The sequence below is a fragment of the Bacillus sp. EB106-02-03-XG38 genome (genome assembly GCF_058792175.1).
Map to the genome: position 1 here is coordinate 285,477 of NZ_JBYTED010000003.1, position 21,031 is coordinate 306,507.

At 37.2% G+C, this 21,031-nt stretch carries 21 protein-coding genes, 1 pseudogene and 4 other annotated features; of the genes and pseudogenes, 15 read left to right on the plus strand and 7 right to left on the minus strand.

Translation table 11 applies throughout. The annotated features are described in order from the left end of the window. Positions 1 to 230 precede the first annotated feature (230 nt). From ytxC to AC3WTI_RS16000, 7 genes are all read left to right on the plus strand, one after another. Positions 231 to 1,112 carry a putative sporulation protein YtxC gene (gene ytxC, locus AC3WTI_RS15970; protein WP_048531606.1) on the plus strand — a complete coding sequence of 294 codons (882 nt, stop codon included), beginning with the start codon at positions 231 to 233 and terminating at the stop codon, positions 1,110 to 1,112. A gap of 31 nt (positions 1,113 to 1,143) precedes the next feature. Then, positions 1,144 to 1,372: a binding site (T-box leader), on the plus strand. A 47-nt stretch (positions 1,373 to 1,419) separates the two neighbouring features. Then, a complete protein-coding gene (gene thrS / locus AC3WTI_RS15975; protein WP_000786081.1) occupies positions 1,420 to 3,357 on the plus strand; it encodes a threonine--tRNA ligase in 1,938 nt (645 codons plus the stop codon). Between the two features lie 210 nt (positions 3,358 to 3,567). Next, positions 3,568 to 3,688: a sequence feature (ribosomal protein L20 leader region), on the plus strand. Between the two features lie 62 nt (positions 3,689 to 3,750). Further along, positions 3,751 to 4,254 (plus strand): translation initiation factor IF-3, encoded by a 504-nt coding sequence (gene infC, locus AC3WTI_RS15980; protein WP_000973214.1) that lies wholly within the window; start codon positions 3,751 to 3,753, stop codon positions 4,252 to 4,254. 21 nt (positions 4,255 to 4,275) lie between these two features. After that, positions 4,276 to 4,476, plus strand: a complete 201-nt coding sequence (gene rpmI / locus AC3WTI_RS15985) for a 50S ribosomal protein L35 (RefSeq protein WP_001125945.1) — start codon at positions 4,276 to 4,278, stop codon at positions 4,474 to 4,476. A gap of 37 nt (positions 4,477 to 4,513) precedes the next feature. Next, a complete protein-coding gene (rplT, locus tag AC3WTI_RS15990; RefSeq protein WP_001138362.1) occupies positions 4,514 to 4,870 on the plus strand; it encodes a 50S ribosomal protein L20 in 357 nt (118 codons plus the stop codon). A gap of 456 nt (positions 4,871 to 5,326) precedes the next feature. Then, complete coding sequence (locus tag AC3WTI_RS15995; RefSeq protein WP_000365057.1) at positions 5,327 to 5,818, plus strand: dUTP diphosphatase; 492 nt, start codon at positions 5,327 to 5,329, stop codon at positions 5,816 to 5,818. Between the two features lie 69 nt (positions 5,819 to 5,887). Continuing rightward, complete coding sequence (locus AC3WTI_RS16000) at positions 5,888 to 6,973, plus strand: M42 family metallopeptidase (protein ID WP_087957139.1); 1,086 nt, start codon at positions 5,888 to 5,890, stop codon at positions 6,971 to 6,973. Between the two features lie 40 nt (positions 6,974 to 7,013). Here AC3WTI_RS16000 and AC3WTI_RS16005 read toward each other — a convergent pair whose 3' ends face one another. Continuing rightward, the gene (locus tag AC3WTI_RS16005) at positions 7,014 to 7,631 is read right to left on the minus strand and encodes a TetR/AcrR family transcriptional regulator (protein WP_000023655.1); all 618 of its coding nucleotides are present in this window, start codon (positions 7,629 to 7,631) and stop codon (positions 7,014 to 7,016) included. 297 nt (positions 7,632 to 7,928) lie between these two features. Here AC3WTI_RS16005 and AC3WTI_RS16010 point away from each other — a divergent pair, with 297 nt between their 5' ends. After that, a complete protein-coding gene (locus AC3WTI_RS16010) occupies positions 7,929 to 8,582 on the plus strand; it encodes an HlyD family secretion protein (RefSeq protein WP_087957138.1) in 654 nt (217 codons plus the stop codon). Positions 8,583 to 8,594: 12 nt separating this feature from the next. After that, positions 8,595 to 10,385 (plus strand): DHA2 family efflux MFS transporter permease subunit, encoded by a 1,791-nt coding sequence (locus tag AC3WTI_RS16015; RefSeq protein WP_087957137.1) that lies wholly within the window; start codon positions 8,595 to 8,597, stop codon positions 10,383 to 10,385. A 137-nt stretch (positions 10,386 to 10,522) separates the two neighbouring features. On the opposite strand, the gene AC3WTI_RS16020 is transcribed toward AC3WTI_RS16015, so the two are convergent. The 3 genes from AC3WTI_RS16020 to sspI form a co-directional block, all read right to left on the minus strand. Next, on the minus strand, positions 10,523 to 11,236 hold the full coding sequence (locus AC3WTI_RS16020; RefSeq protein WP_087957136.1) for a CPBP family intramembrane glutamic endopeptidase: 714 nt from the start codon (positions 11,234 to 11,236) through the stop codon (positions 10,523 to 10,525). A gap of 140 nt (positions 11,237 to 11,376) precedes the next feature. After that, the gene (locus AC3WTI_RS16025; RefSeq protein ID WP_087957135.1) at positions 11,377 to 11,934 is read right to left on the minus strand and encodes an HD domain-containing protein; all 558 of its coding nucleotides are present in this window, start codon (positions 11,932 to 11,934) and stop codon (positions 11,377 to 11,379) included. Positions 11,935 to 12,095: 161 nt separating this feature from the next. Further along, the gene (sspI, locus tag AC3WTI_RS16030; protein ID WP_000009513.1) at positions 12,096 to 12,305 is read right to left on the minus strand and encodes a small acid-soluble spore protein SspI; all 210 of its coding nucleotides are present in this window, start codon (positions 12,303 to 12,305) and stop codon (positions 12,096 to 12,098) included. Between the two features lie 82 nt (positions 12,306 to 12,387). On the opposite strand from sspI, the gene AC3WTI_RS16035 reads away from it, so the two are divergent. The 5 genes from AC3WTI_RS16035 to AC3WTI_RS16055 all read left to right on the plus strand — a co-directional run bounded on the left by AC3WTI_RS16035 (position 12,388) and on the right by AC3WTI_RS16055 (position 19,025). Beyond that, a complete protein-coding gene (locus tag AC3WTI_RS16035) occupies positions 12,388 to 13,185 on the plus strand; it encodes a TrmH family RNA methyltransferase (RefSeq protein ID WP_142286673.1) in 798 nt (265 codons plus the stop codon). Positions 13,186 to 13,233: 48 nt separating this feature from the next. Then, positions 13,234 to 13,462, plus strand: a binding site (T-box leader). Between the two features lie 43 nt (positions 13,463 to 13,505). Then, complete coding sequence (gene pheS, locus AC3WTI_RS16040; protein WP_000388217.1) at positions 13,506 to 14,540, plus strand: phenylalanine--tRNA ligase subunit alpha; 1,035 nt, start codon at positions 13,506 to 13,508, stop codon at positions 14,538 to 14,540. An 18-nt stretch (positions 14,541 to 14,558) separates the two neighbouring features. Next, positions 14,559 to 16,979, plus strand: coding sequence for a phenylalanine--tRNA ligase subunit beta (pheT, locus tag AC3WTI_RS16045; protein WP_087957133.1), 2,421 nt, complete (start codon positions 14,559 to 14,561; stop codon positions 16,977 to 16,979). Between the two features lie 123 nt (positions 16,980 to 17,102). Further along, positions 17,103 to 17,354: a binding site (T-box leader), on the plus strand. Positions 17,355 to 17,406: 52 nt separating this feature from the next. Continuing rightward, entirely contained in the window at positions 17,407 to 18,798 is a 1,392-nt protein-coding gene (asnS, locus tag AC3WTI_RS16050; RefSeq protein WP_060632474.1) for an asparagine--tRNA ligase, read from the plus strand. A 92-nt stretch (positions 18,799 to 18,890) separates the two neighbouring features. Continuing rightward, the gene (locus AC3WTI_RS16055; RefSeq protein WP_087957132.1) at positions 18,891 to 19,025 is read left to right on the plus strand and encodes a YuzL family protein; all 135 of its coding nucleotides are present in this window, start codon (positions 18,891 to 18,893) and stop codon (positions 19,023 to 19,025) included. Positions 19,026 to 19,067: 42 nt separating this feature from the next. On the opposite strand, the pseudogene AC3WTI_RS16060 reads toward AC3WTI_RS16055, so the two are convergent. The 3 genes and pseudogenes from AC3WTI_RS16060 to rnhC form a co-directional block, all read right to left on the minus strand. Then, positions 19,068 to 19,319, minus strand: a pseudogene (locus tag AC3WTI_RS16060) (hypothetical protein). Beyond that, entirely contained in the window at positions 19,316 to 19,585 is a 270-nt protein-coding gene (locus AC3WTI_RS16065) for a hypothetical protein (protein WP_087957131.1), read from the minus strand. Before AC3WTI_RS16065 ends, AC3WTI_RS16060 begins: the two are co-directional and overlap by 4 nt. 116 nt (positions 19,586 to 19,701) lie before the next feature. Beyond that, on the minus strand, positions 19,702 to 20,637 hold the full coding sequence (rnhC, locus tag AC3WTI_RS16070; RefSeq protein WP_492304379.1) for a ribonuclease HIII: 936 nt from the start codon (positions 20,635 to 20,637) through the stop codon (positions 19,702 to 19,704). 124 nt (positions 20,638 to 20,761) lie between these two features. Here rnhC and zapA point away from each other — a divergent pair, with 124 nt between their 5' ends. Next, positions 20,762 to 21,031 (plus strand): cell division protein ZapA, encoded by a 270-nt coding sequence (gene zapA, locus AC3WTI_RS16075; protein WP_000082701.1) that lies wholly within the window; start codon positions 20,762 to 20,764, stop codon positions 21,029 to 21,031.

A 21,031-nucleotide genomic window follows, 5' to 3' on the forward strand; every position in this document is an offset into this window, starting at 1 on the left:
GCTTTTCGAAGTAGTTGAATTGTAAAATGTTATTGAAAATTCCTAGTAGCTTGTATCATTTTTTTCTCCCTCCCTTAATATATATAAAATTAGCAAGCCATATCGAGAGGATTTTCTAACGATAAGAAATGTAATTCTACTAAGAGTGAACTTCACGCGGAACAGACTCTTATAGGATTTGTAACGTATAGATACAGTCCTTTAGAGCAGGGATAAAAGGGGGGACAAAAGTGATTGAAATTTGCTTCGAAGAAAAAAATGATGCTATGCATGTATATAGACAACTACTGAAAAGAGCGGAACTGTTATATAAGGAAACGAGTGTGTATTTACAGGAACAAAAAGTGGTGATTCATATACCAGTATGTGAATCGAATTATATTGAAAAGATTTTATTGCCAGTAATGGTATATTTCATTGTGAATGTGAAACAAAATGAGTGGATATATACAATATTAAAAGAGAAGTTCTTTTATGAAGAAGAGGAAGAGTGTCATCAAATATTGCATATGGCACATGAGATTTTAAAGGGAAGAAGAAAAGGGATTGCTCGTGAATTAACGCGTCACACATTTGAATCATATATTAAAACTTCTTTAAATAACTGGCTTTGTGATCCGCTTTCGTTCTCGTTTTCATCATATGTTCGTTTTCGCCTTCGTACATATAGGGAAATGGTAGCTAAGCTTGCTGAAGTGTCAATTGATGAGTATAAGTTGGAACAAGAATATCAAATGTTTATTGAGACACTAAGACAACAAGTGCGTAGCCGGAAATCACGTTTGTCCTGCGTGCATCTTATTTTTGATGAAAGCTTTATTTTCTATGATGATAAAGGTAGACGTTTAAAACAGGAGAAATTGGTTCAATATATAGATGAGGAATTATTGAAGCAAAAGGATGTATATATTGATACGAAAGTAATTGCGCCACTTCTCTCTATTTCGCCGAAAAAAATTTATTTATACACGAAAGAACAAGACCATAATATGATTATTACTTTGCGAAATGTATTTCAAGAACGGGTACAATTACATGGATTACATGAGTTTGAGCGCAATGTGAAAAATTTAAAAAATAAAGGTAACGCCCTTGATTTTCTAAGTTTTTGAGCATATAATTACCTACATAAATGAAATATATTGAAATGTCATGATGAGGACATGAGTAGTTTTCTACGATTTTCAGAGAGGGAAGCCTTAGGGTGTGAGCTTCCTAGTACGGGATTATTACTTACCACCTCTAAACTTTAGCAGTGAACGTTTTTTCTAGTAATTGCTAACGGACAACACCGTTATGTTGAACTTGAGCAATTAACAATAAGGTTAATTGGAACAAGGGTGGAACCACGAATTCAACACTCGTCCCTTTTTACGGGATGAGTGTTTTTTATTTTGACAAAAAGAGGAGTGACCAGTGATGGCAGATGTAGTTAAAATTACTTTCCCTGATGGAGCTGTGAAGGAGTTTCCAAAAGGCGTAACAACTGAAGAAATCGCAGCTTCTATTAGCCCAGGCTTAAAGAAAAAAGCTGTGGCTGGAAAATTAAACGATGAGATGATCGATCTTGTTACACCAATCGAAGAAGATGGTGCAGTTTCTATTATTACATTAGATTCTGAAGATGGCTTATACATTTTACGCCACTCAACAGCCCACCTTTTAGCGCAAGCGTTAAAACGTTTATATAAAGATGTTAAGGTTGAGCTTGGCATTGGTCCAGTAATTGAAAATGGCTTCTACTACGATATTGATATGGAAGAAGCAATTACAGTTGAAGACTTCAAAAAAATCGAAAAAGAAATGCAAAAAATTGTGAACGAGAACTTAGAAATCGTTCGTCATGAAGTACCACGTGCAGAAGCAATTCGTCGCTTTGAAGAAATCGGCGATGAGTTAAAATTAGATTTAATTAACGACCTTCCAGAAGATGCGGTTATTTCAATCTATGAGCAAGGCGAATTCTTCGACCTTTGCCGTGGTGTTCACCTTCCATCTACAGGGAAAATTAAAGTATTTAAATTATTAAGCGTTGCTGGTGCTTACTGGCGCGGCGATAGCAATAATAAAATGCTACAACGTATTTACGGTACTGCATTCGTTAAGAAAGCAGAATTAGATGAGCACTTACGTATGCTTGAAGAAGCGAAAGAGCGCGATCACCGTAAATTAGGTAAAGAATTAAAACTATTTACTAATAGCCAAAAAGTAGGACAAGGTTTACCACTTTGGTTACCAAAGGGTGCAACTATCCGCCGCATTATCGAGCGTTACATCGTTGATAAAGAAGCAAGCTTAGGCTATGATCACGTATACACTCCAGTACTAGGAAGCAGAGAGCTTTATGAAACTTCTGGTCACTGGAACCACTACCGTGATGGTATGTTCCCATCAATGGAAATGGATAATGAAGAGTTAGTTCTTCGTCCAATGAACTGCCCTCACCATATGATGGTTTATAAAAACGATATTCACAGCTATCGTGAATTACCAATCCGTATTGCGGAACTTGGAACAATGCACCGTTATGAAATGTCAGGTGCGTTATCTGGATTACAACGTGTACGCGGAATGACTTTAAACGATGCGCACATTTTCGTTCGCCCAGATCAAATTAAAGAAGAGTTAAAACGTGTTGTAAACTTAACTCTAGAAGTGTACAAAGATTTCGGTTTAGAGAACTATTCATTCCGTCTATCTTATCGTGACCCAGCTGATACTAAAAAGTACTATGCTGATGATGAGATGTGGGAAAAAGCACAAGGTATGTTAAAAGAAGCTATGGATGAAATGGGTCTTGATTACTATGAAGCTGAAGGTGAAGCAGCATTCTACGGTCCAAAACTTGACGTTCAAGTTCGTACTGCTCTTGGAAAAGACGAAACACTTTCAACTGTACAATTAGACTTCTTACTTCCAGAACGCTTTGAATTAGCTTACGTTGGTGAAGACGGTAAACAACATCGTCCAGTTGTAATTCACCGTGGTGTTGTATCAACTATGGAACGTTTCGTAGCCTTCTTAATTGAAGAATACAAAGGTGCATTCCCAACTTGGCTAGCTCCAGTTCAAGCACAAGTAATTCCAGTTTCTCCGCAAGTACATTTAGACTATGCGAAGAAAGTACAAGATGAGTTACGCCGTGCTGGTATCCGTGTTGAATTAGACACTCGTGAAGAGAAAATTGGTTACAAAATCCGTGAAGCGCAAATGCAAAAAATTCCGTACATGCTTGTAGTAGGTGACAATGAAGTAACTGAAAACGGCGTAAACGTACGTAAATATGGTGAACAAAAATCAGAAACAATCGCATTAGATGCTTTTGTTGATATGATTAAAGTAGAAGGAAAACGATAAGAAAAAGCCGCGGTATACCGCGGCTTTCTTATGTATTATAAAAGAGAAAAATTAGAAAAAATAACCAAACAATACTTATCGTAAAAAAGTATTGCAAGTATGTTAGTTGTTTGTTACAATATTTCTTGTTGTTAGTAAAACACATAGCGTCTTCTTGACAGACGTCATGTCCTATGATAAACTCATCAAGGATAATAGAATATTGTTTTGTGGAACAAGTAGAAGCACCCGCTTCTCACCTGATGGACGCATTCGCAGTTTACAGGTAAATGTATTTCTTACTTAAGATTTTACAAGTGTGGGTGTCGTATGCCCGCACTTTTTTTGTCGGGTTCTATGACTACAAACTATGTTCTGAGAAAACCTTGGAGGTGGCTTACTATTAGCAAGGATATGATGATTAACGAGCAAATTCGTGCACGTGAAGTACGTTTAGTTGGTGCAAATGGCGATCAACTTGGAATCAAGTCTCGTAATGACGCTTTAGACTTAGCTGCAAATCTTAATCTTGATTTAGTATTAGTTGCTCCAAATGCGAAACCGCCAGTATGCCGCATTATGGACTACGGTAAATTCCGCTTTGAGCAACAGAAGAAAGAAAAAGAACAGCGCAAAAATCAAAAAGTAATTAGCATGAAAGAAGTTCGTTTAAGTCCAACAATTGATGAACACGACTTTAACACAAAACTTCGTAATGCTATCAAGTTTTTAGAGAAAGGCGACAAGGTTAAAGCGTCAATTCGCTTTAAAGGACGTGCCATTACTCATAAAGAAATCGGTCAACGTGTTTTAGATCGCTTCTCAGAAGCTTGTGCTGAAGTTAGTACAATCGAATCTAAGCCTAAAATGGAAGGACGCAGTATGTTCTTAGTTTTAGCACCGAAAAACGATAAGTAATAGATAGAGGAGGAAATACCTATGCCTAAACAAAAAACTCATCGCGGCGCTGCAAAGCGTTTCAAAAAGACTGGATCAGGTAAACTGAAACGTTCTCACGCTTACACAAGCCATTTATTCGCTAACAAATCTACAAAAGCTAAACGTAAACTACGTAAAGCTGGTGTAGTAAGCGCTGGTGACTTCAAACGCATTCGTCAAATGCTTGACAACTTAAAATAAGTTCGGCTGATATATAGAACAATTAGGAGGTAATATTATGCCAAGAGTAAAAGGTGGTACAGTTACTCGTCAACGTCGTAAAAAAGTAATTAAATTAGCAAAAGGTTACTACGGTTCAAAAAATACATTATTCAAGGTTGCTAACCAACAGGTTATGAAATCTCTAATGTATGCATTCCGTGACCGCCGTCAAAAGAAACGTGACTTCCGTAAATTATGGATTACACGTATCAACGCAGCAGCTCGTATGAATGGTCTTTCTTACAGCCGCTTAATGCACGGTCTTAAAAATGCTGGCATCGAAGTTAACCGCAAGATGCTTGCTGACTTAGCTGTTCATGACGAAAAAGCTTTCGCTGAATTAGCAACAGTTGCAAAAAACAACATTAACTAATTAATTAGTTGAAACCTTAGAAGATTTTTCTTCTAAGGTTTTTTGTTTGTATACAAAGAGAGATATGACAAAATCAATATAAAAGCTATAGCAATATAGAAGAATATACATATGAAGCCAGGAGAATCCTCCTGGCTTTTTTTAATTCTATCTCTTTGGAAAGAAGAGTATCTTTCCTACCTGAAACGACACTGCTATAATGGAAAGATGATATGGAACTTTCATCAGATAAAATAAAATTTTTTATTAGTGGACAATCCACGTATAATGATTAACTGCCACCAATCGGAGTGGACAATCTAATATTGATGACTGAAACGTATTTGTAAATTAAGGACAAGCTATTTTGTAAAGAGGTAAATGGCTGACTTATTAATAAGAGACGAAAAATAATAATGAACTTTGAGATGAAACAACATTGTTGCGTATAATGCGATGTTGGAGGAGGACAATAGAATGGACTTACTACAACTATTTAAATTACAAAAAGAATTAGATGACCGTATTGTGAAGGAGCATGACTTACAACCGAAAAAGTTGTTAAAAGAAAAAATGTTAGCTCTTCTTGTAGAAATTGGAGAACTTGCAAATGAAACACGTTGTTTTAAATATTGGAGCAACAAACCAGCATCAGAACGTGAAGTGATACTAGAAGAATACGTAGATGGTTTACATTTTATTTTATCAATCGGAATTGATTTAGGTATTGATAAAAATTTCCTATTCTATAAGTGTGCACAGACGAATAAAACACAAGTAGAAATTTTCTTAGACACATATGCGAAGGTAATTCGTTTTACAGATCAACCATCTATTACGAACTATATTGAATTATTTACAAGCTACCTTCGACTTGGACAAGCGCTTGAGTTTGAACAAGAAGAGATCGAAAAGGCATACTTAGATAAAAACGAAGTAAATCATCAGCGTCAAACACAAGGATACTAAGTTAATTTTTGAATATTTCAATTTCCTTTTGTATAATGAAGTGACTGAAGAAAAAGGAGGGTGTTGGCAATGACAAAATTAGACGAGACATTGACAATGCTAAAAGAATTAACAGATGCACGTGGTATTGCGGGTAACGAGCGTGAACCACGCGAAGTAATGAAGAAATATATTGAGCCGTTCGCGGACGAACTTTCTACTGATAATTTAGGAAGTTTAGTTGCGAAAAAAGTAGGGGAAGAAAACGGCCCGAAAATTATGGTTGCAGGTCACTTAGATGAGGTTGGCTTTATGATCACGCAAATTGATGACAAAGGTTTCCTTCGTTTCCAAACAGTTGGTGGCTGGTGGTCACAAGTTATGCTTGCACAGCGCGTGACAATTGTAACACGTAAAGGAGATGTAACAGGTGTAATTGGTTCAAAACCACCGCACATCTTACCTCCAGAAGCGCGTAAAAAGCCAGTTGAAATTAAAGATATGTTCATTGATATTGGTGCTTCTAGCCAAGAAGAAGCAATGGAGTGGGGCGTACGACCAGGAGATCAAGTTGTACCTTACTTTGAATTCCAAGTGATGAAGAATGAAAAAATGTTACTTGCAAAAGCATGGGATAACCGAATTGGTTGTGCAATTGCAATTGACGTATTAAAACAATTAAAAGATGAAAAGCATCCAAACGTTGTATACGGCGTAGGGACTGTACAAGAAGAAGTTGGTCTTCGTGGTGCGAAAACATCTGCAAACTATATTAAACCAGATATCGCGTTCGCAGTAGATGTTGGTATCGCTGGTGACACACCTGGTGTAACGTCAAAAGAAGCGCAAAGTAAAATGGGTGATGGACCACAGATCATTTTATATGATGCTTCTGTTATTGGTCATACAGGTTTACGTGACTTTGTAGTTGATGTTGCTGATGAATTGGAAATTCCATACCAATATGATTCAGTAGCAGGCGGCGGAACGGATGCAGGTGCAATCCATATTGCTGTAAATGGTATTCCGTCTATGGCCATTACGATTGCAACGCGCTACATCCATTCTCATGCAGCAATGTTACATCGTGATGACTATGAAAATGCAGTGAAGTTAATTGTAGAAGTTATTAAACGTCTTGATAAAGAGGCTGTACATAACATTACATTTAATTAATAGAAAAAGCGAAGGAGGTGCTCCTTCGCTTTTTTACGTTTTAAAAAGGTCTCTCTAACCCTGCCGCAGTATGAGCTCCTAAAATAATTAAACGAGTTAATTGCATAGCCATAAAATGCGGGGTATATATCATTCCTCTTTTTAACCATGACATAATCATCCCGATATGAGCTCCTGTTACATAACTAATCAAAATATCACGAGGAACCATCAGATCTTTATCATCTGGTTGTGAAATAGATAAACTTAATGTTAAATGTGTTTGTATCGTTTTCATCATTTTATAAGAGTAGTTTCCAGCAGCTTTGTCACCAAGCATAACGTTATAGAAGTTCACATTTTCTGCGATATGCTCGAACAAAGCTAAAAACGTCGGATGTGGTGAATCAAATGTAAGTTGAAACTCTTCTTTATTTCTATTTTTGGGTTTAATAACTTCAGTTAATTTTTCTAACATTTCTTCGATGCTTTTGTCTAGTAAGTCATATTTATCGTGGTAATGGCTATAAAACGTAGCACGATTTACAGGAGCACGTTCTGCAATATGTTGAACAGTTACATCGTCAAATCCTTTTTCGCCTACTAAAGCGACAAAAGCATCCTGTATGAGTTGTCTCGTCCGTTTTACACGTGGATCATTTGTATTTTTAATAGACATTTTTACTTCCCCTCGTTTAATTTTCTATACTTAAACAACATATTGGTATTATATTGTTGTTTAAGCGACATTTCATACGTAAATTGTCGGTTGTAGATTCGAAATAATTATTTATAATTATAAACGATAGTCCTTCAGAAATCAGCACCGCTCGCAGGTAGATAAATTTCGATTTACACCGCAGATGGTGTGATTTTTTTGTTTAAAAGTTAATATAATTAACAATTAAACAGTCTAAACAATAAGGACGTAAATAGTTTAGAAAAAAATTATATGCGATATAAGGAGAGGAATGCAATGAATCAGTTTCGAAGAATGGTGATTATTAACGTTATCACATTAATTGTACTAGTTGGCGGCGGTATTGGCGGTTACTACTATTACAATCAAGCAGAAAATTACTTAAAAACAGACAATGCAAAAATTGATGGAAAGGTAATTCCGATTGCATCACCAGTAGCAGGTAAATTAACTGACTGGAAAGCTGAAGTAGGTAAGAACTACAATGAGAACGATAAATTAGGCGCTGTTACTGTAGCGGCAGCAAATGGAGAACAAACAGTAGATGTAACAATTCCACAAAATGCAACAGTTGTACAATCAAACGCGACGACAAATGCTTTCGTTGGAGCAGGTAGCCCAATTGCTTATGCATTTGATATGAACAATTTATGGGTAACAGCAAACATTGAAGAAACAGATGTTGACGATGTACAAAAAGGTCAAGATGTAGATGTGTATGTAGATGCATACCCAGATACAACGTTATCAGGAAAAGTAGAGCAAGTTGGATTAACAACAGCGAACACATTCTCTATGTTACCATCAAGCAACGCAACAGCGAACTATACGAAAGTAACACAAGTAGTACCAGTTAAAATTTCTTTAGATCATAGTAAATCAGTAAATATTGTTCCTGGAATGAATGTGTCAGTTCGTATTCATAAGTAAGGGGGAGATGAGATGTCCTCAATTGCAATTGCAGGATATGCACTATTTTGTATAATCGTCTTCTTCCTTGTAAATCGTCTTTTACGAAAGAAAAAAACGAACGTGGGAGAAGAACAAGTCCCAGCCGTAAATAAAATAGAAGTAAGTAAGGTAGAAACAGAAGAGAAAGAAATTGAACGAGAGCAAGAATCGAAAATTTCTAATGTAGTTGAGTTAGAAACAGGAAAGCAAGAAGAAGTAAAAGAAGTGCCGAAAAAACAAATGTCTACACCTGTAGAGAATGTGAACGTAAAAGCAGTTGTAGCTGTATTAATTCTCGGCATGTTCGTTTCTATTTTAAACCAAACAATCATTAATGTTGCATTGCCTCCGTTAATGAATGAATTTAACGTATCAACTTCAACAGCACAATGGTTAATTACAGGTTTCATGCTTGTAAATGGTATTTTAGTACCGATTAGTGCCTTTTTAGTTTCACGATTTACGTATCGTAAATTATTCGTAGCAGCAATGTTATTCTTCACGGTAGGATCTATCATTTGTGCTACTTCCGGAAACTTTACGATGATGATGACGGGCCGTGTTATTCAAGCGGTTGGTGCGGGTATTTTAATGCCGGTTGGTATGAATATCTTCATGACGTTATTCCCGCCTCATAAGCGCGGAGCGGCGATGGGGTTACTAGGTGTAGCGATGATTTTAGCTCCAGCTATTGGACCGACTGTAACAGGTTGGGTAATTGAAAATTACAGCTGGAACTTAATGTTCTATGCGATGTTTATTATCGGTTTAATTATTACGTTCCTATCTTTAAAATTCTTTACACTAGCTCAGCCAGTGTCTAAAACGAAATTAGATATATTTGGTGTTGTTAGTTCAAGTATTGGACTAGGAAGCTTATTGTACGGATTTAGTGAAGCTGGAAATAATAGTTGGACTAGCGCAGAAGTTATTATTTCACTTGTTATCGGTGTAATTGGTTTAGCGCTATTTATTTGGAGAGAGTTAACAACGGACAATAAAATGCTTGATTTACAAGTATTTAAATACCCAGTATTTACTTTTACTTTAGTAATTAATGCAATCGTTACGATGGCATTATTCGGAGGTATGTTATTGCTTCCAGTATATCTGCAAAACATTCGTGGCTTTACGCCAATTGAATCTGGTTTACTACTTCTTCCAGGATCATTAATTATGGGGATCATGGGACCAGTAGCGGGTAAATTATTCGATAAATATGGCATTCGTCCATTAGCGATAATTGGATTGGCGATTACGACGTATGCGACATATGAATTTACAAAATTATCGATGGATACACCGTATAGCGTTATTATGACGGATTATATTATACGTTCAATTGGTATGTCATTCATTATGATGCCAATTATGACGGCTGGTATGAACGCGCTGCCGATGAAATTAATTTCTCACGGTACAGCAACGCAAAATACGTCAAGACAAGTAGCTGGTTCAATTGGAACGGCGATATTAATTACCCTTATGACGCAACAAACGACTGCTCACGTAGCAGATTACGGCAACATGTTAACAACTTCAAATCCAATTTTAGTTGATAAAGTACACGGCATGGGGCAAAGCTTAGCGGCCTTAGCTGGATCAGCGCAAGCAGGAGATGCTATGAGCACGCAACTATTATATGGACAAATTTCAAAGCTATCTGCAATTAACGGTATTAACGATGCCTTCTTAATTGCAACGATACTGGCAGGGATTGCTTGGGTGTTATCGTTCTTCTTACCATCAGGTAATAAACCAAATAGAAAAGCAGGGAATTAATTTCCCTGCTTTTTATTTTGGATATTATTAATAAATAAATGAGAAATAACGATCCGAATTATTGAAAAATGTTGAAGAAAGAGGAATTTGAAGTTGTTATAAAAGAGTAAAGAGAGAAATCGTGATGATATCTCTCTTTAACTTAAAAGTGCTACTATATTATTTATAATATGAAATAGTATGGTTGGAATGATGGAATTTGTTTTTCTGTATAAAAAAGCCATCATTAGCCCTGCGAAGAACGCACTCACCATTATCCCGAGTGAGTATGTATGGGCGGCTCCGAAAAATAAACTTGTCAAAATTGCAGCAATCCAGAATGGGAACCGTTCTGAGAAGAAGCGAAGCATAAAACCTCTGAAAATGAGTTCTTCAAAAATGGGTGTAAGTATTGCGGACCCGGTAAATAACAATATTTGATATTGGCTTAAAATATGTAAGTTTAACGCAGACGATTGTTCTTCTGATGCATCTGGAAATATGTGTTGTAATACGAATAAATTGAAAAGGATACTTAATGAAAAGATAATGAACAAGTATGCGTATGTACGACATTTTTTTAATACACTAAAGTCAAATGATGGTAATAATAATCTTTTGGCAGGCTCGTATTTAAATATGAAAAACAATAGAATAATCAGTTGTAGTGCAGTACCTGTCGTATCTATAATAGATTCGTATAAGGCGATTTGTGTTTTATCTGCAAATATACTTTTATACATTATTAGTGGGAGTATAAGGAATGCAGTTATAAAACCAGTGCCCCAAAATGCAAATAGAGTAGAGGGGATAAATTGTCCCCATGACATGGATTGTTTTTGTTCGTGCGGAAGTTGTGTAGTAGGTTGCATATGTTTAAACCACCCCTTTATATTTATATATTTAATTATAGAGGGTTTTGTTATTGAGTGTAACATTTAAATATTACATATAAAGGTGTATTTTCCATAAAATAATAAAAGAGGTATCACCCTATAGTGATGCCTCTTTCTCATTGATAACTATGTTCTGTCTTGTTATTCAATTTTGCTTGCTCTATTTGCAATTCGCGCTCTACCAATCGATCTAATTGCTGAATCGCTTTTAATGCTTTTTCATAAGAAATTGTTCTATAATGGTGCGCTCCGCCCGGTTCTTCATCTGCTTCGTCTGCCCATTTAATAATGTTTTGAAGAGATGTTCTTTCAATTTCTTGTTGTACTAAGAAAGAATCTGTATGAAGAAGAATCGCAATAGAAATTTCTTTTGCTAGTTTTGGATGTTCTCCTAATCTAATAAGCAATTTATGAGCTCTTTCTGCTCCTTTAATTGCGTGTATATCATTCTTTTTGTATAAATCATAGTCCCATTCGCCGCCTGTGTACCATGTATGATGTCCGATATCATGAAGGAAACCAGCTTTTGTCGCAGCATCGACTGAGGCGTGATGCTTTTTAGCTAAGTGAAACGCATGGTAAGCGACAGCAATCGCGTGGACCATCCCAGAACGATTTACGTATTTTTGTGTAATATGGTGTTTGAAAATTTGTTCAAGCGTAATACGGTGCATAAAACATTCACTCCTTTTATCTTATGGTGTCTATAAAGAAAATCGATCGGTTTAAATGTATTTTGAACATTGTACTCCATCCGGGTAGCGTTAGTAAAGTAGAAATGTTTAGGATAAGAAAAAAATCACCTTAGCTTATGCAAAGGTGATTTTTAAATTGCTTATTTTTTTAATCCTTGCTCTAGTGTTTCTAACATTTCGTGCTTTTCATTTTCATCAGCATTTTTCCAAATGACTTCAAATAAAACACCCAGACCTGGAAGCATCTTTTCTTCACCACTTTGAATTGCATCGACGATTGTTTCTTGTAATTGATCTTGTGTATTACCAGATACATTTGCTAATACAGCACCGCGTAAATTAAAACTCATTGTTTTCACCTCTTCTTCAGAATTGAAACTGACGTTAGTTTTTGTTCTTTTTTATGTAAATATGTATGAAAAATAGGCTATAATGATAAGACAAGAAGAGAGGGAAATACATATTATGAAAAACATTGATTCAGTACAAAATCCGCGTGTGAAGCAGTGGAAAAAGCTGCAGACGAAGAAAGAGCGCGATAAAAAAGGTTTATTTTTTGTAGAAGGATTCCATTTAGTAGAGGAAGCTTTAAAAGCAGGAGTTGTAACAGAACTTATCGTTTCAGATCAGACAGACCTTCCGAAAGATTGGACAGTTAATGATGTAGAAATGTATATCGTACCGGAAGCAATCGTAAAAGTACTTCGTGAAACAGAAACGACACAAGGTGTATTTGCTGTTTGTGAAAAGCATGAGAAGGAAGTAGCTCTTGCTGATGGGAAGTTTCTTTTATTAGATGGCCTGCAAGACCCAGGTAACTTAGGGACAATTATTCGTACAGCTGATGCAGCTGGTATTCATGCCGTTGTGCTTGGAGAAGGTTGTGTTGATGCATATAATAGTAAAGTACTCCGCTCTACACAAGGTTCTATTTTCCACTTACCAGTTGTAAAAGGGAACTTAGAAGAATGGGTAGACAAACTAAAAGAACATAACGTTCCTGTATATGGAACAGCACTTGAAAATGGAGTTCCGTATGGTGAAGTAACACCAGCCGGTAGTTTTGCATTAATTGTAGGAAATGAAGGAAACGGCGTAAGCCAAGAAATTCTTGCAAAAACGGATCAAAACTTGTATATTCCGATTTACGGCGGGGCAGAATCATTAAATGTTGCAGTTGCAGCAGGGATTTTAACGTATTATTTGCAAAGCCCAGTTGCGAACAAATAAAAAACTTCTTATAATAAGTTGAAGTATATTATATTAAAAGTTAAATAACGAAAAACGTTGATAGAGAAGAGTAACTTACAAAATCGCCATATAGGGAGAGAATGCCTTAGACTGAAAGCATTCTTATGGTAGACGGAAGTGAATTCACCTCTGGAGTTGACGCCAGGACCATGTATATGTAAAGGCGTTCCGGTCAGAATTGATCGTTATAACTAATGAGTGGGCAGACATGTTCTGTCAATTTAGGGTGGTACCGCGAATTTACCTCGTCCCTTTTTGGGAGCGAGGTTTTTTTATTTTTAAAATTAGGAGGGTTCCAAATGGAAGCACGTTTAAAAGAGCTAAAGCAAAAAGCGTTAGAGCTTATTGAAGAAGCGAAAGAGCTAAAAGGCTTAAACGACGTACGCGTAGCGTATTTAGGAAAAAAAGGCCCAATTACAGAAGTATTACGCGGCATGGGAAAATTATCAGCCGAAGAGCGTCCACGTATGGGAGCATTAGTAAATGAAGTACGTGAAGCGATTCAAACGCGTCTAGACGACAAAATTGGTAACTTAGAAAAAGCAGTGATTGAAGCGAAATTAGCTACTGAAACAATTGATGTTACATTACCAGGTCGCCCTGTTGAAACAGGTTGTCACCATCCGTTAACAGCTGTTGTTGAGCAAATTGAAGATGTATTCATCGGTATGGGTTATGAAGTAGCTGAAGGAACAGAAGTAGAAAAAGACTACTACAACTTCGAAGCATTAAACTTACCGAAAGATCACCCAGCGCGTGATATGCAAGATACATTCTACATTACAGAAGAAACGTTACTACGTACACATACATCTTCTGTGCAAGCACGTACAATGGAAAACAATAAAGAAAAAGGCCCAATTAAAATTATTTGTCCTGGTAAAGTGTATCGCCGCGATGACGATGATGCGACTCATTCACACCAGTTCATGCAAATTGAAGGTCTTGTAATCGATAAAAACATTCGCATGAGTGACTTAAAAGGTACACTGCAAGTATTCGTGAAAAAGATGTTCGGTGAAGATCGTGAAATCCGTCTTCGTCCAAGTTTCTTCCCATTCACAGAGCCGTCTGTAGAGATGGATATTTCTTGTATGATGTGTCACGGCAAAGGTTGCGGCACTTGTAAAGGAACTGGCTGGATCGAAATTTTAGGCGCAGGTATGGTTCACCCGAACGTACTTGAAATGGCTGGTTATGATTCAAAAGAATATCAAGGTTTCGCATTCGGTATGGGCGCAGAGCGTATCGCAATGTTGAAATACGGCGTAGATGACATTCGTCATTTCTATACAAATGATGTACGTTTCTTACAACAATTCAAACGAGCGTAAGGGAAGGAGAGGATAAGTATGTTCGTATCATATCGTTGGTTACAAGAGTATGTAGATATTAAAGATGTAACAGCACAAGAACTAGCAGACAAAATCACGAAAAGTGGTATTGAAGTAGAAGGTGTTGAAGTATTAAATAAAGGTGTAAAAGGTGTTGTAGTTGGTCACGTATTAGAATGTGAAAAACACCCAGAAGCTGATAAGTTAAGCAAATGCTTAATCGATATCGGTGAAGAAGAGCCAGTTCAAATTATTTGTGGAGCTGCTAACATTGCAAAAGGTTTAAAAGTACCAGTTGCAAAAGTTGGTGCTGTACTTCCTGGCAACTTCAAAATTAAAAAAGCAAAACTACGTGGTGAAGCTTCTCACGGTATGGTTTGTGCTCTTCAAGAGCTTGGCATTGATGGAAAGTTAGTTTCAAAAGAATATGCAGATGGTATCTTCATCTTCCCAAGTGACGCTGAAGTTGGTGCAGATGCACTTGAAATTTTAAACTTACATGATGAAGTACTTGAGCTTGGTTTAACACCAAACCGTGCAGATTGCTTAAACATGTTAGGTGTTGCATATGAAGTAGCTGCTATTTACGGCCGTGAAGTAAAACTTCCAGCTATCGACTTACAAGAAACAGCAGAAAAAACTGCCGATTACATTTCTGTAAGTGTAGAAGCGAAAGAAGAAAATCCATTATACATTGCAAAAATGGTGAAGAACGTAAAAATTGGTCCATCACCAATGTGGATGCAAACTCGCCTTATGGCAGCTGGCATTCGTCCAATTAGCAATGTAGTTGATATTACAAACTACATTCTAATGGAATACGGTCAACCGTTACATGCATTTGATTACGATAAATTAGGTTCAAAAGAAATCGTTGTTCGTCTTGCAAAAGAAGGCGAAAAAATTGAAACATTAGATGATCAAGAGCGTACGTTACAAGACCATCATCTTGTAATTACAAACGGAACAAAAGCTTTAGCTGTCGCTGGTGTAATGGGCGGAGCGGATTCTGAAGTTACAAATGAGACAGTGAACGTTTTAATCGAGTCTGCATACTTTGCAGGTCAAACAGTGCGCCGTACATCAAAAGACTTAGGTCTTCGTAGTGAATCAAGTGCACGTTTCGAAAAAGGAATCGATCCAACACGTACGTTTGAAGCAGTTCAACACGCAGCTGCTTTAATGGCGAAATACGCTGGCGGAGAAGCACTTGAAGGTGTAGTAGAAGCTGATAACTTACAAGTACAAGAGCGTACAGTATCTGTTACTGCTGAAAAAGTAAACCGTGTATTAGGTACAAATATTTCTGCAAGTGAAATGGGTACAATGTTCACAAACTTAAAATTCCCATTCACAGAAGTAGAAGGAACATTCCATGTGAATGTACCAGCACGTCGTCCTGATATTACAATTTCAGAAGACTTAGTAGAAGAAGTGGGCCGTCTATACGGTTATGACCACATTCCAGTTACATTACCTTCTGGAACAATGACTCGTGGAAAATTAACATCAGCACAAACGAAACGACGTAAAGTACGTCGCTTCTTAGAAGGTGCTGGTTTATATGAAGCGATCACATATTCATTAACAAGCGCTGACAAAGCGAAACAATATATGGTTGAGCCAAACGAAAAAGCGCCTGTAGCTCTTGCACTTCCAATGAGTGAAGAACGCAGCCAACTTCGTTTAAGCTTAGTGCCACAATTGTTAGAAGCAGTTTCATACAATGTCGCTCGTAAAAACGATAGCGTTGCTTTATACGAAGTAGGTTCTATCTTCTTACCGACAGAAGAAGGAGAACTTCCGAAAGAAGAACAACATCTTGCAGGTGTTATGACAGGTCTTGCTCTTCACCATGCATGGCAAGGTGAGAAAAAAGTAGTAGACTTCTTCGTTGTGAAAGGTGTACTAGAAGGTCTATTTGACGTACTTGGCGTTTCAAACCAAATCACATATGCACCAGCAAAACGTGAAGGTATGCACCCAGGTCGTACAGCTGACATCGTATTAGATGGCGAAGTAATTGGTTTCATCGGTCAATTGCACCCAGAAGCAGAAAAACAATTAGATGTGAAAAATACATTCGTATTCGAACTATCTCTTGTAAAAGTATTCGGTGCAGACGCTGAAGAAACTTACTACTCAGCAATTCCACGTTTCCCATCTATGACACGTGACATGGCTGTTGTCGTAACGAAAGAAACAAAAGCTGGCGAAATGAAGCAAGTTATTGCTGAAGCTGGTGGAGAACTTCTGAAAGACGTAACACTATTTGACTTATACGAAGGTGAAAAAATGGAAGAAGGCAAGAAATCACTTGCATTCTCTATGACTTACTTCGATGCAGAACGTACGTTAACAGATGAAGAAGTAACAGAAGCACATAACCGTGTATTAACAACGGTAGAAGAGAAATTTGGTGCGGAGTTACGTAAGTAATAAGAAATTGCCGGATTTATTCCGGCAATTTTTTTATGGAGCGATTGTAAAAATCGTCGATATATTTTTAGGCGTCTTGCATCTTTCTCTCGAATGTAGTACATTAATTTTAGTTTAACAAAATGAAAGACGATGATAAGGAAAAGTAGTATATACTATAATCCAAAGCGAGTCAGGGATGGTGAGAGCCTGATGAGGAGGTATATGTGAAGAACACCTTGGAGTTGCTAACCGAAATTGAATTTTGTATTCAAGAGTAGACTTAGACGGGAATCCGGCCTGTTACAAACCGGGAAGTATGTATTACATACGAGTTAAAGTTGGTCTTTATGACAAATTGGGTGGTACCGCGAAGTTTAACCTTTCGTCCCTTTATGGATGAAAGGTTTTTTTGTATTTAAATATATCAGCAAAGGAGAATTTCACTATGGAAAACACATTAGTAAAAAGTCTGTATAGAGATACAGATAAATACGCAGGTCAAACAGTACAAGTATCAGGGTGGATTCGTAACTTACGTGATTCAAAAGCATTTGGTTTCATCGAATTAAACGACGGTAGCTTCTTCAAAAGCGTTCAAATCGTTTTCGATACAGAATTAGAGAACTTCAAAGAAATTGCAAAACTTCCACTTAGCTCTTCAGTTAAAGTAGAAGGTAAAGTAATTGCAACGCCTGGAGCGAAGCAACCATTTGAAATTAAAGCAGAAAAAATTGATATCGAGGGCTTATCAGATTCTGATTATCCACTTCAAAAGAAGCGTCATACGTTTGAATACTTACGTACAATCGCTCACTTACGTCCAAGAACAAATGCATTCTCTGCAACGTTCCGCGTACGTTCTATCGCAGCATTTGCAATTCACCAATTCTTCCAAGAGCGTGGATTCGTACATGTTCATACACCTATCATCACTGGTAGTGATACAGAAGGTGCGGGCGAAATGTTCCGCGTAACAACGCAAGATTTAAACAACGTACCAAAAGGCGAAGATGGACAAGTTGATGAATCAAAAGACTTCTTCGGCAAAGAAACAAACTTAACAGTAAGTGGACAGCTGAACGCTGAAGCTTATGCATTAGCATTCCGTGATGTATACACATTCGGACCTACATTCCGTGCAGAAAACTCAAACACAACTCGCCACGCTGCTGAGTTCTGGATGGTTGAGCCTGAGATTGCATTCGCTGAACTAGGTGACGTAATGAACCTTACAGAAGATATGCTGAAATATGCAATGAAATACGTATTAGAGCATGCACCAGAAGAAATGGAATTCTTCAACAGCTTCGTTGATAAAACAGTTCTAGAGCGCATGAACAACGTAATTAACTCTGACTTCGGTCGTATCACTTATACAGAAGCAATTAAAGTACTTCAAGAATCAGGTGCTGACTTCAAATACCCAGTAGAATGGGGAATTGACTTACAAACAGAGCACGAAAGATACTTATCAGAAGAAATCTTCAAACGCCCTGTATTCGTAACTGACTATCCGAAAGACATTAAAGCATTCTACATGCGCTTAAATGACGACGGTAAAACAGTAGCTGCTACTGACCTTCTAGTTCCTGGCATCGGCGAATTAATCGGCGGAAGTCAACGTGAAGAAAGAATGGACGTTTTAGTAGACAGAATTAAAGAATTAGGCATGAACGAAGAGGACTACTGGTGGTACTTAGAACTTAGAAAATACGGCGGTACAAAACACGCTGGATTCGGTCTAGGTTTCGAGCGCTTCCTAATGTACATCACTGGCATGGCTAACATCCGTGACGTAATTCCATTCCCAAGAACTCCAGGTTCTTCTGAATTCTAAAATATGAAAAAAGCGAGAGGATTTCCTCTCGCTTTTTATTTTGTATAGTTTACTGCCTCGTAGCAAAAAGTAACGCGAAGGGGTGAATATAAATGAGTAAAAAAGTGAAAAAAGATCATTCAAGATTGGGCCTCGGTTCTCCAGAAGTAGAAGGACAAGGAACGACGACACATGAAACAGGTTCACATAAAGTACCTTCATCAAATAAGAAGCAGAAACGAAGCTAACATAAAAAAGGAGAGTCTTGGCGACTCTCCTTTTTTCATGTGTTACATCTTCTTATCGTTAATCTCTTTTGTAATGTTATCGACATCTTTGTCTAATCGATTGAAATAGAAAAACCACAGTAAACTTATGAACACGTAATAGATTGCTATCACGCCAAGATTATCAGATATATTTTCAAATGTAGATTTAGTAGTGAAAAAAGCTCCTCAAATGGTAGAAATAGTGAGGTAAGAAAGAGGACCTACGATGTGTACGAAAGCATATAATACCTTTTTTACTTTTACAGCGTTCATATGAAAAATCTCCTTTTTCTAATCATACATTCAAGTTCCTCACAGAAGTGTTGTAGTTTTGCTGGATTATGTATTAACGAGCGGGCATCGTGTTTCCCGATAAACCTGCGGATCCGAAAGTTTAATAAGAAAGATCGACCATAGCGCTCTATTAAATCGTTGAACGCTCGTTGTTCGCTTAGTAGATGAATGTTTTCCCTAATTTCGAACTGTCTTTCGTGTGGATTACCTAGTAAAATATTTAGAATCATTTGTAGAAGTAGCAATAGGGATTTCCCCCTATGTTAGAATAATCTGTATATTATAATTATAACAAAACTATAAGGATAATAGTAGGATGAAACAAAAAACAGGAGTTTGTAGGCTCCTGTTTTTGTCGATACTATTGTAGTAAGCGAAACGCCTTTTCTGTATTAGCAAAATGTAGTTTCACAAACTCAGGTAATCGTTCTTTACCAAGCTTTTGAATTAATTTAGCAGCGGCGATATCAACTTGTTTACCAGCACCCTTTGGAAGGGGCATACCAGCTTTTTTACTTAGTTCGTCAAATTGTTTCACGAATGAGTAACGAGCTAAAATAGAGGCAGCGGCTACTGCTAAATGGACACTTTCGCCTTTCGTCGCGAAGTAAACATTTTCACGTTGTACCTGTTTTTGTATTGCTAAATATTTGTAGTATGTATCAGGTTGTGTGAATTGGTCGATTAAGACGCCTTCAGGTTTTGTAGGTGCCATTTTAGCTAATAAGTTTGTAATAGCTTTATTGTGTAGTAAAGCTTTTAACTTACCTTGGTTGTTTCCTTTATCAAATAGCTCGTTATATTTTTCGTTATGAAGGACAAGAGAGCTATAAGGAACAACGTGTAGAAGTTGTTTCGCAATGGCAGTAATTTGATCGTCATTTAAGTTTTTAGAGTCTTTTACACCAAGTTCTTTTAGTAGTGGAATTTGCTTCGCATCCACATATACAGCAACGACTGTCATCGGTCCGAAGAAATCACCAGTACCAACCTCATCTGATCCTACGATAGACATTGTACCGATGGAAGCAGGCGGTGCATAACGGTGTGAATCAACAGATCTTTTTACAGCTGTTTTCGGTGTTTGAGAGACAGTTTGCCAACGAGAAGCTTCTGCTTCAGCACGTCCACCTTGGAACATTACTTTTCCAGATTTATACGCTGTGATTGTGCAAGATGGCACCTTTGCCATGAAGATTCCGCCTTGTGGAATCTTCGGGCTAAGCGAATGTTTATATTGTTGTTTCATGTCTTCAATTACTGTAGAATTTGTTTGAATTACGATAGAATTTGACATAAGAGTCACCCCTTTTTTTATATTGTTATTTTTATCATATCGGATTGTTCTTTCTGTTTCCATATTATGAAGGTTCATGGTATGATAAACTTTAGGATTCTGTACGTGATTGGAGGCCGGTGAGTTGTCACAACAAAAGGGAAAGAAAAGTCGAATTAATGTAGAAATCTATGGTCAGCAATATTCAGTTGTTGGCGATGAAAGTACAAGTCATATCCGCATGGTAGCAGCGATTGTGGATGATAAAATGCGCGAACTCAATGCCAAGAATCCTTCGCTTGACACGAGTAGACTAGCGGTATTGACGGCGGTAAACGTCATACACGATTACATAAAATTAAAAGAAGAACATGAGAAATTGAAAGAAAGTATGACAAAAAAAGGAATGGAATAA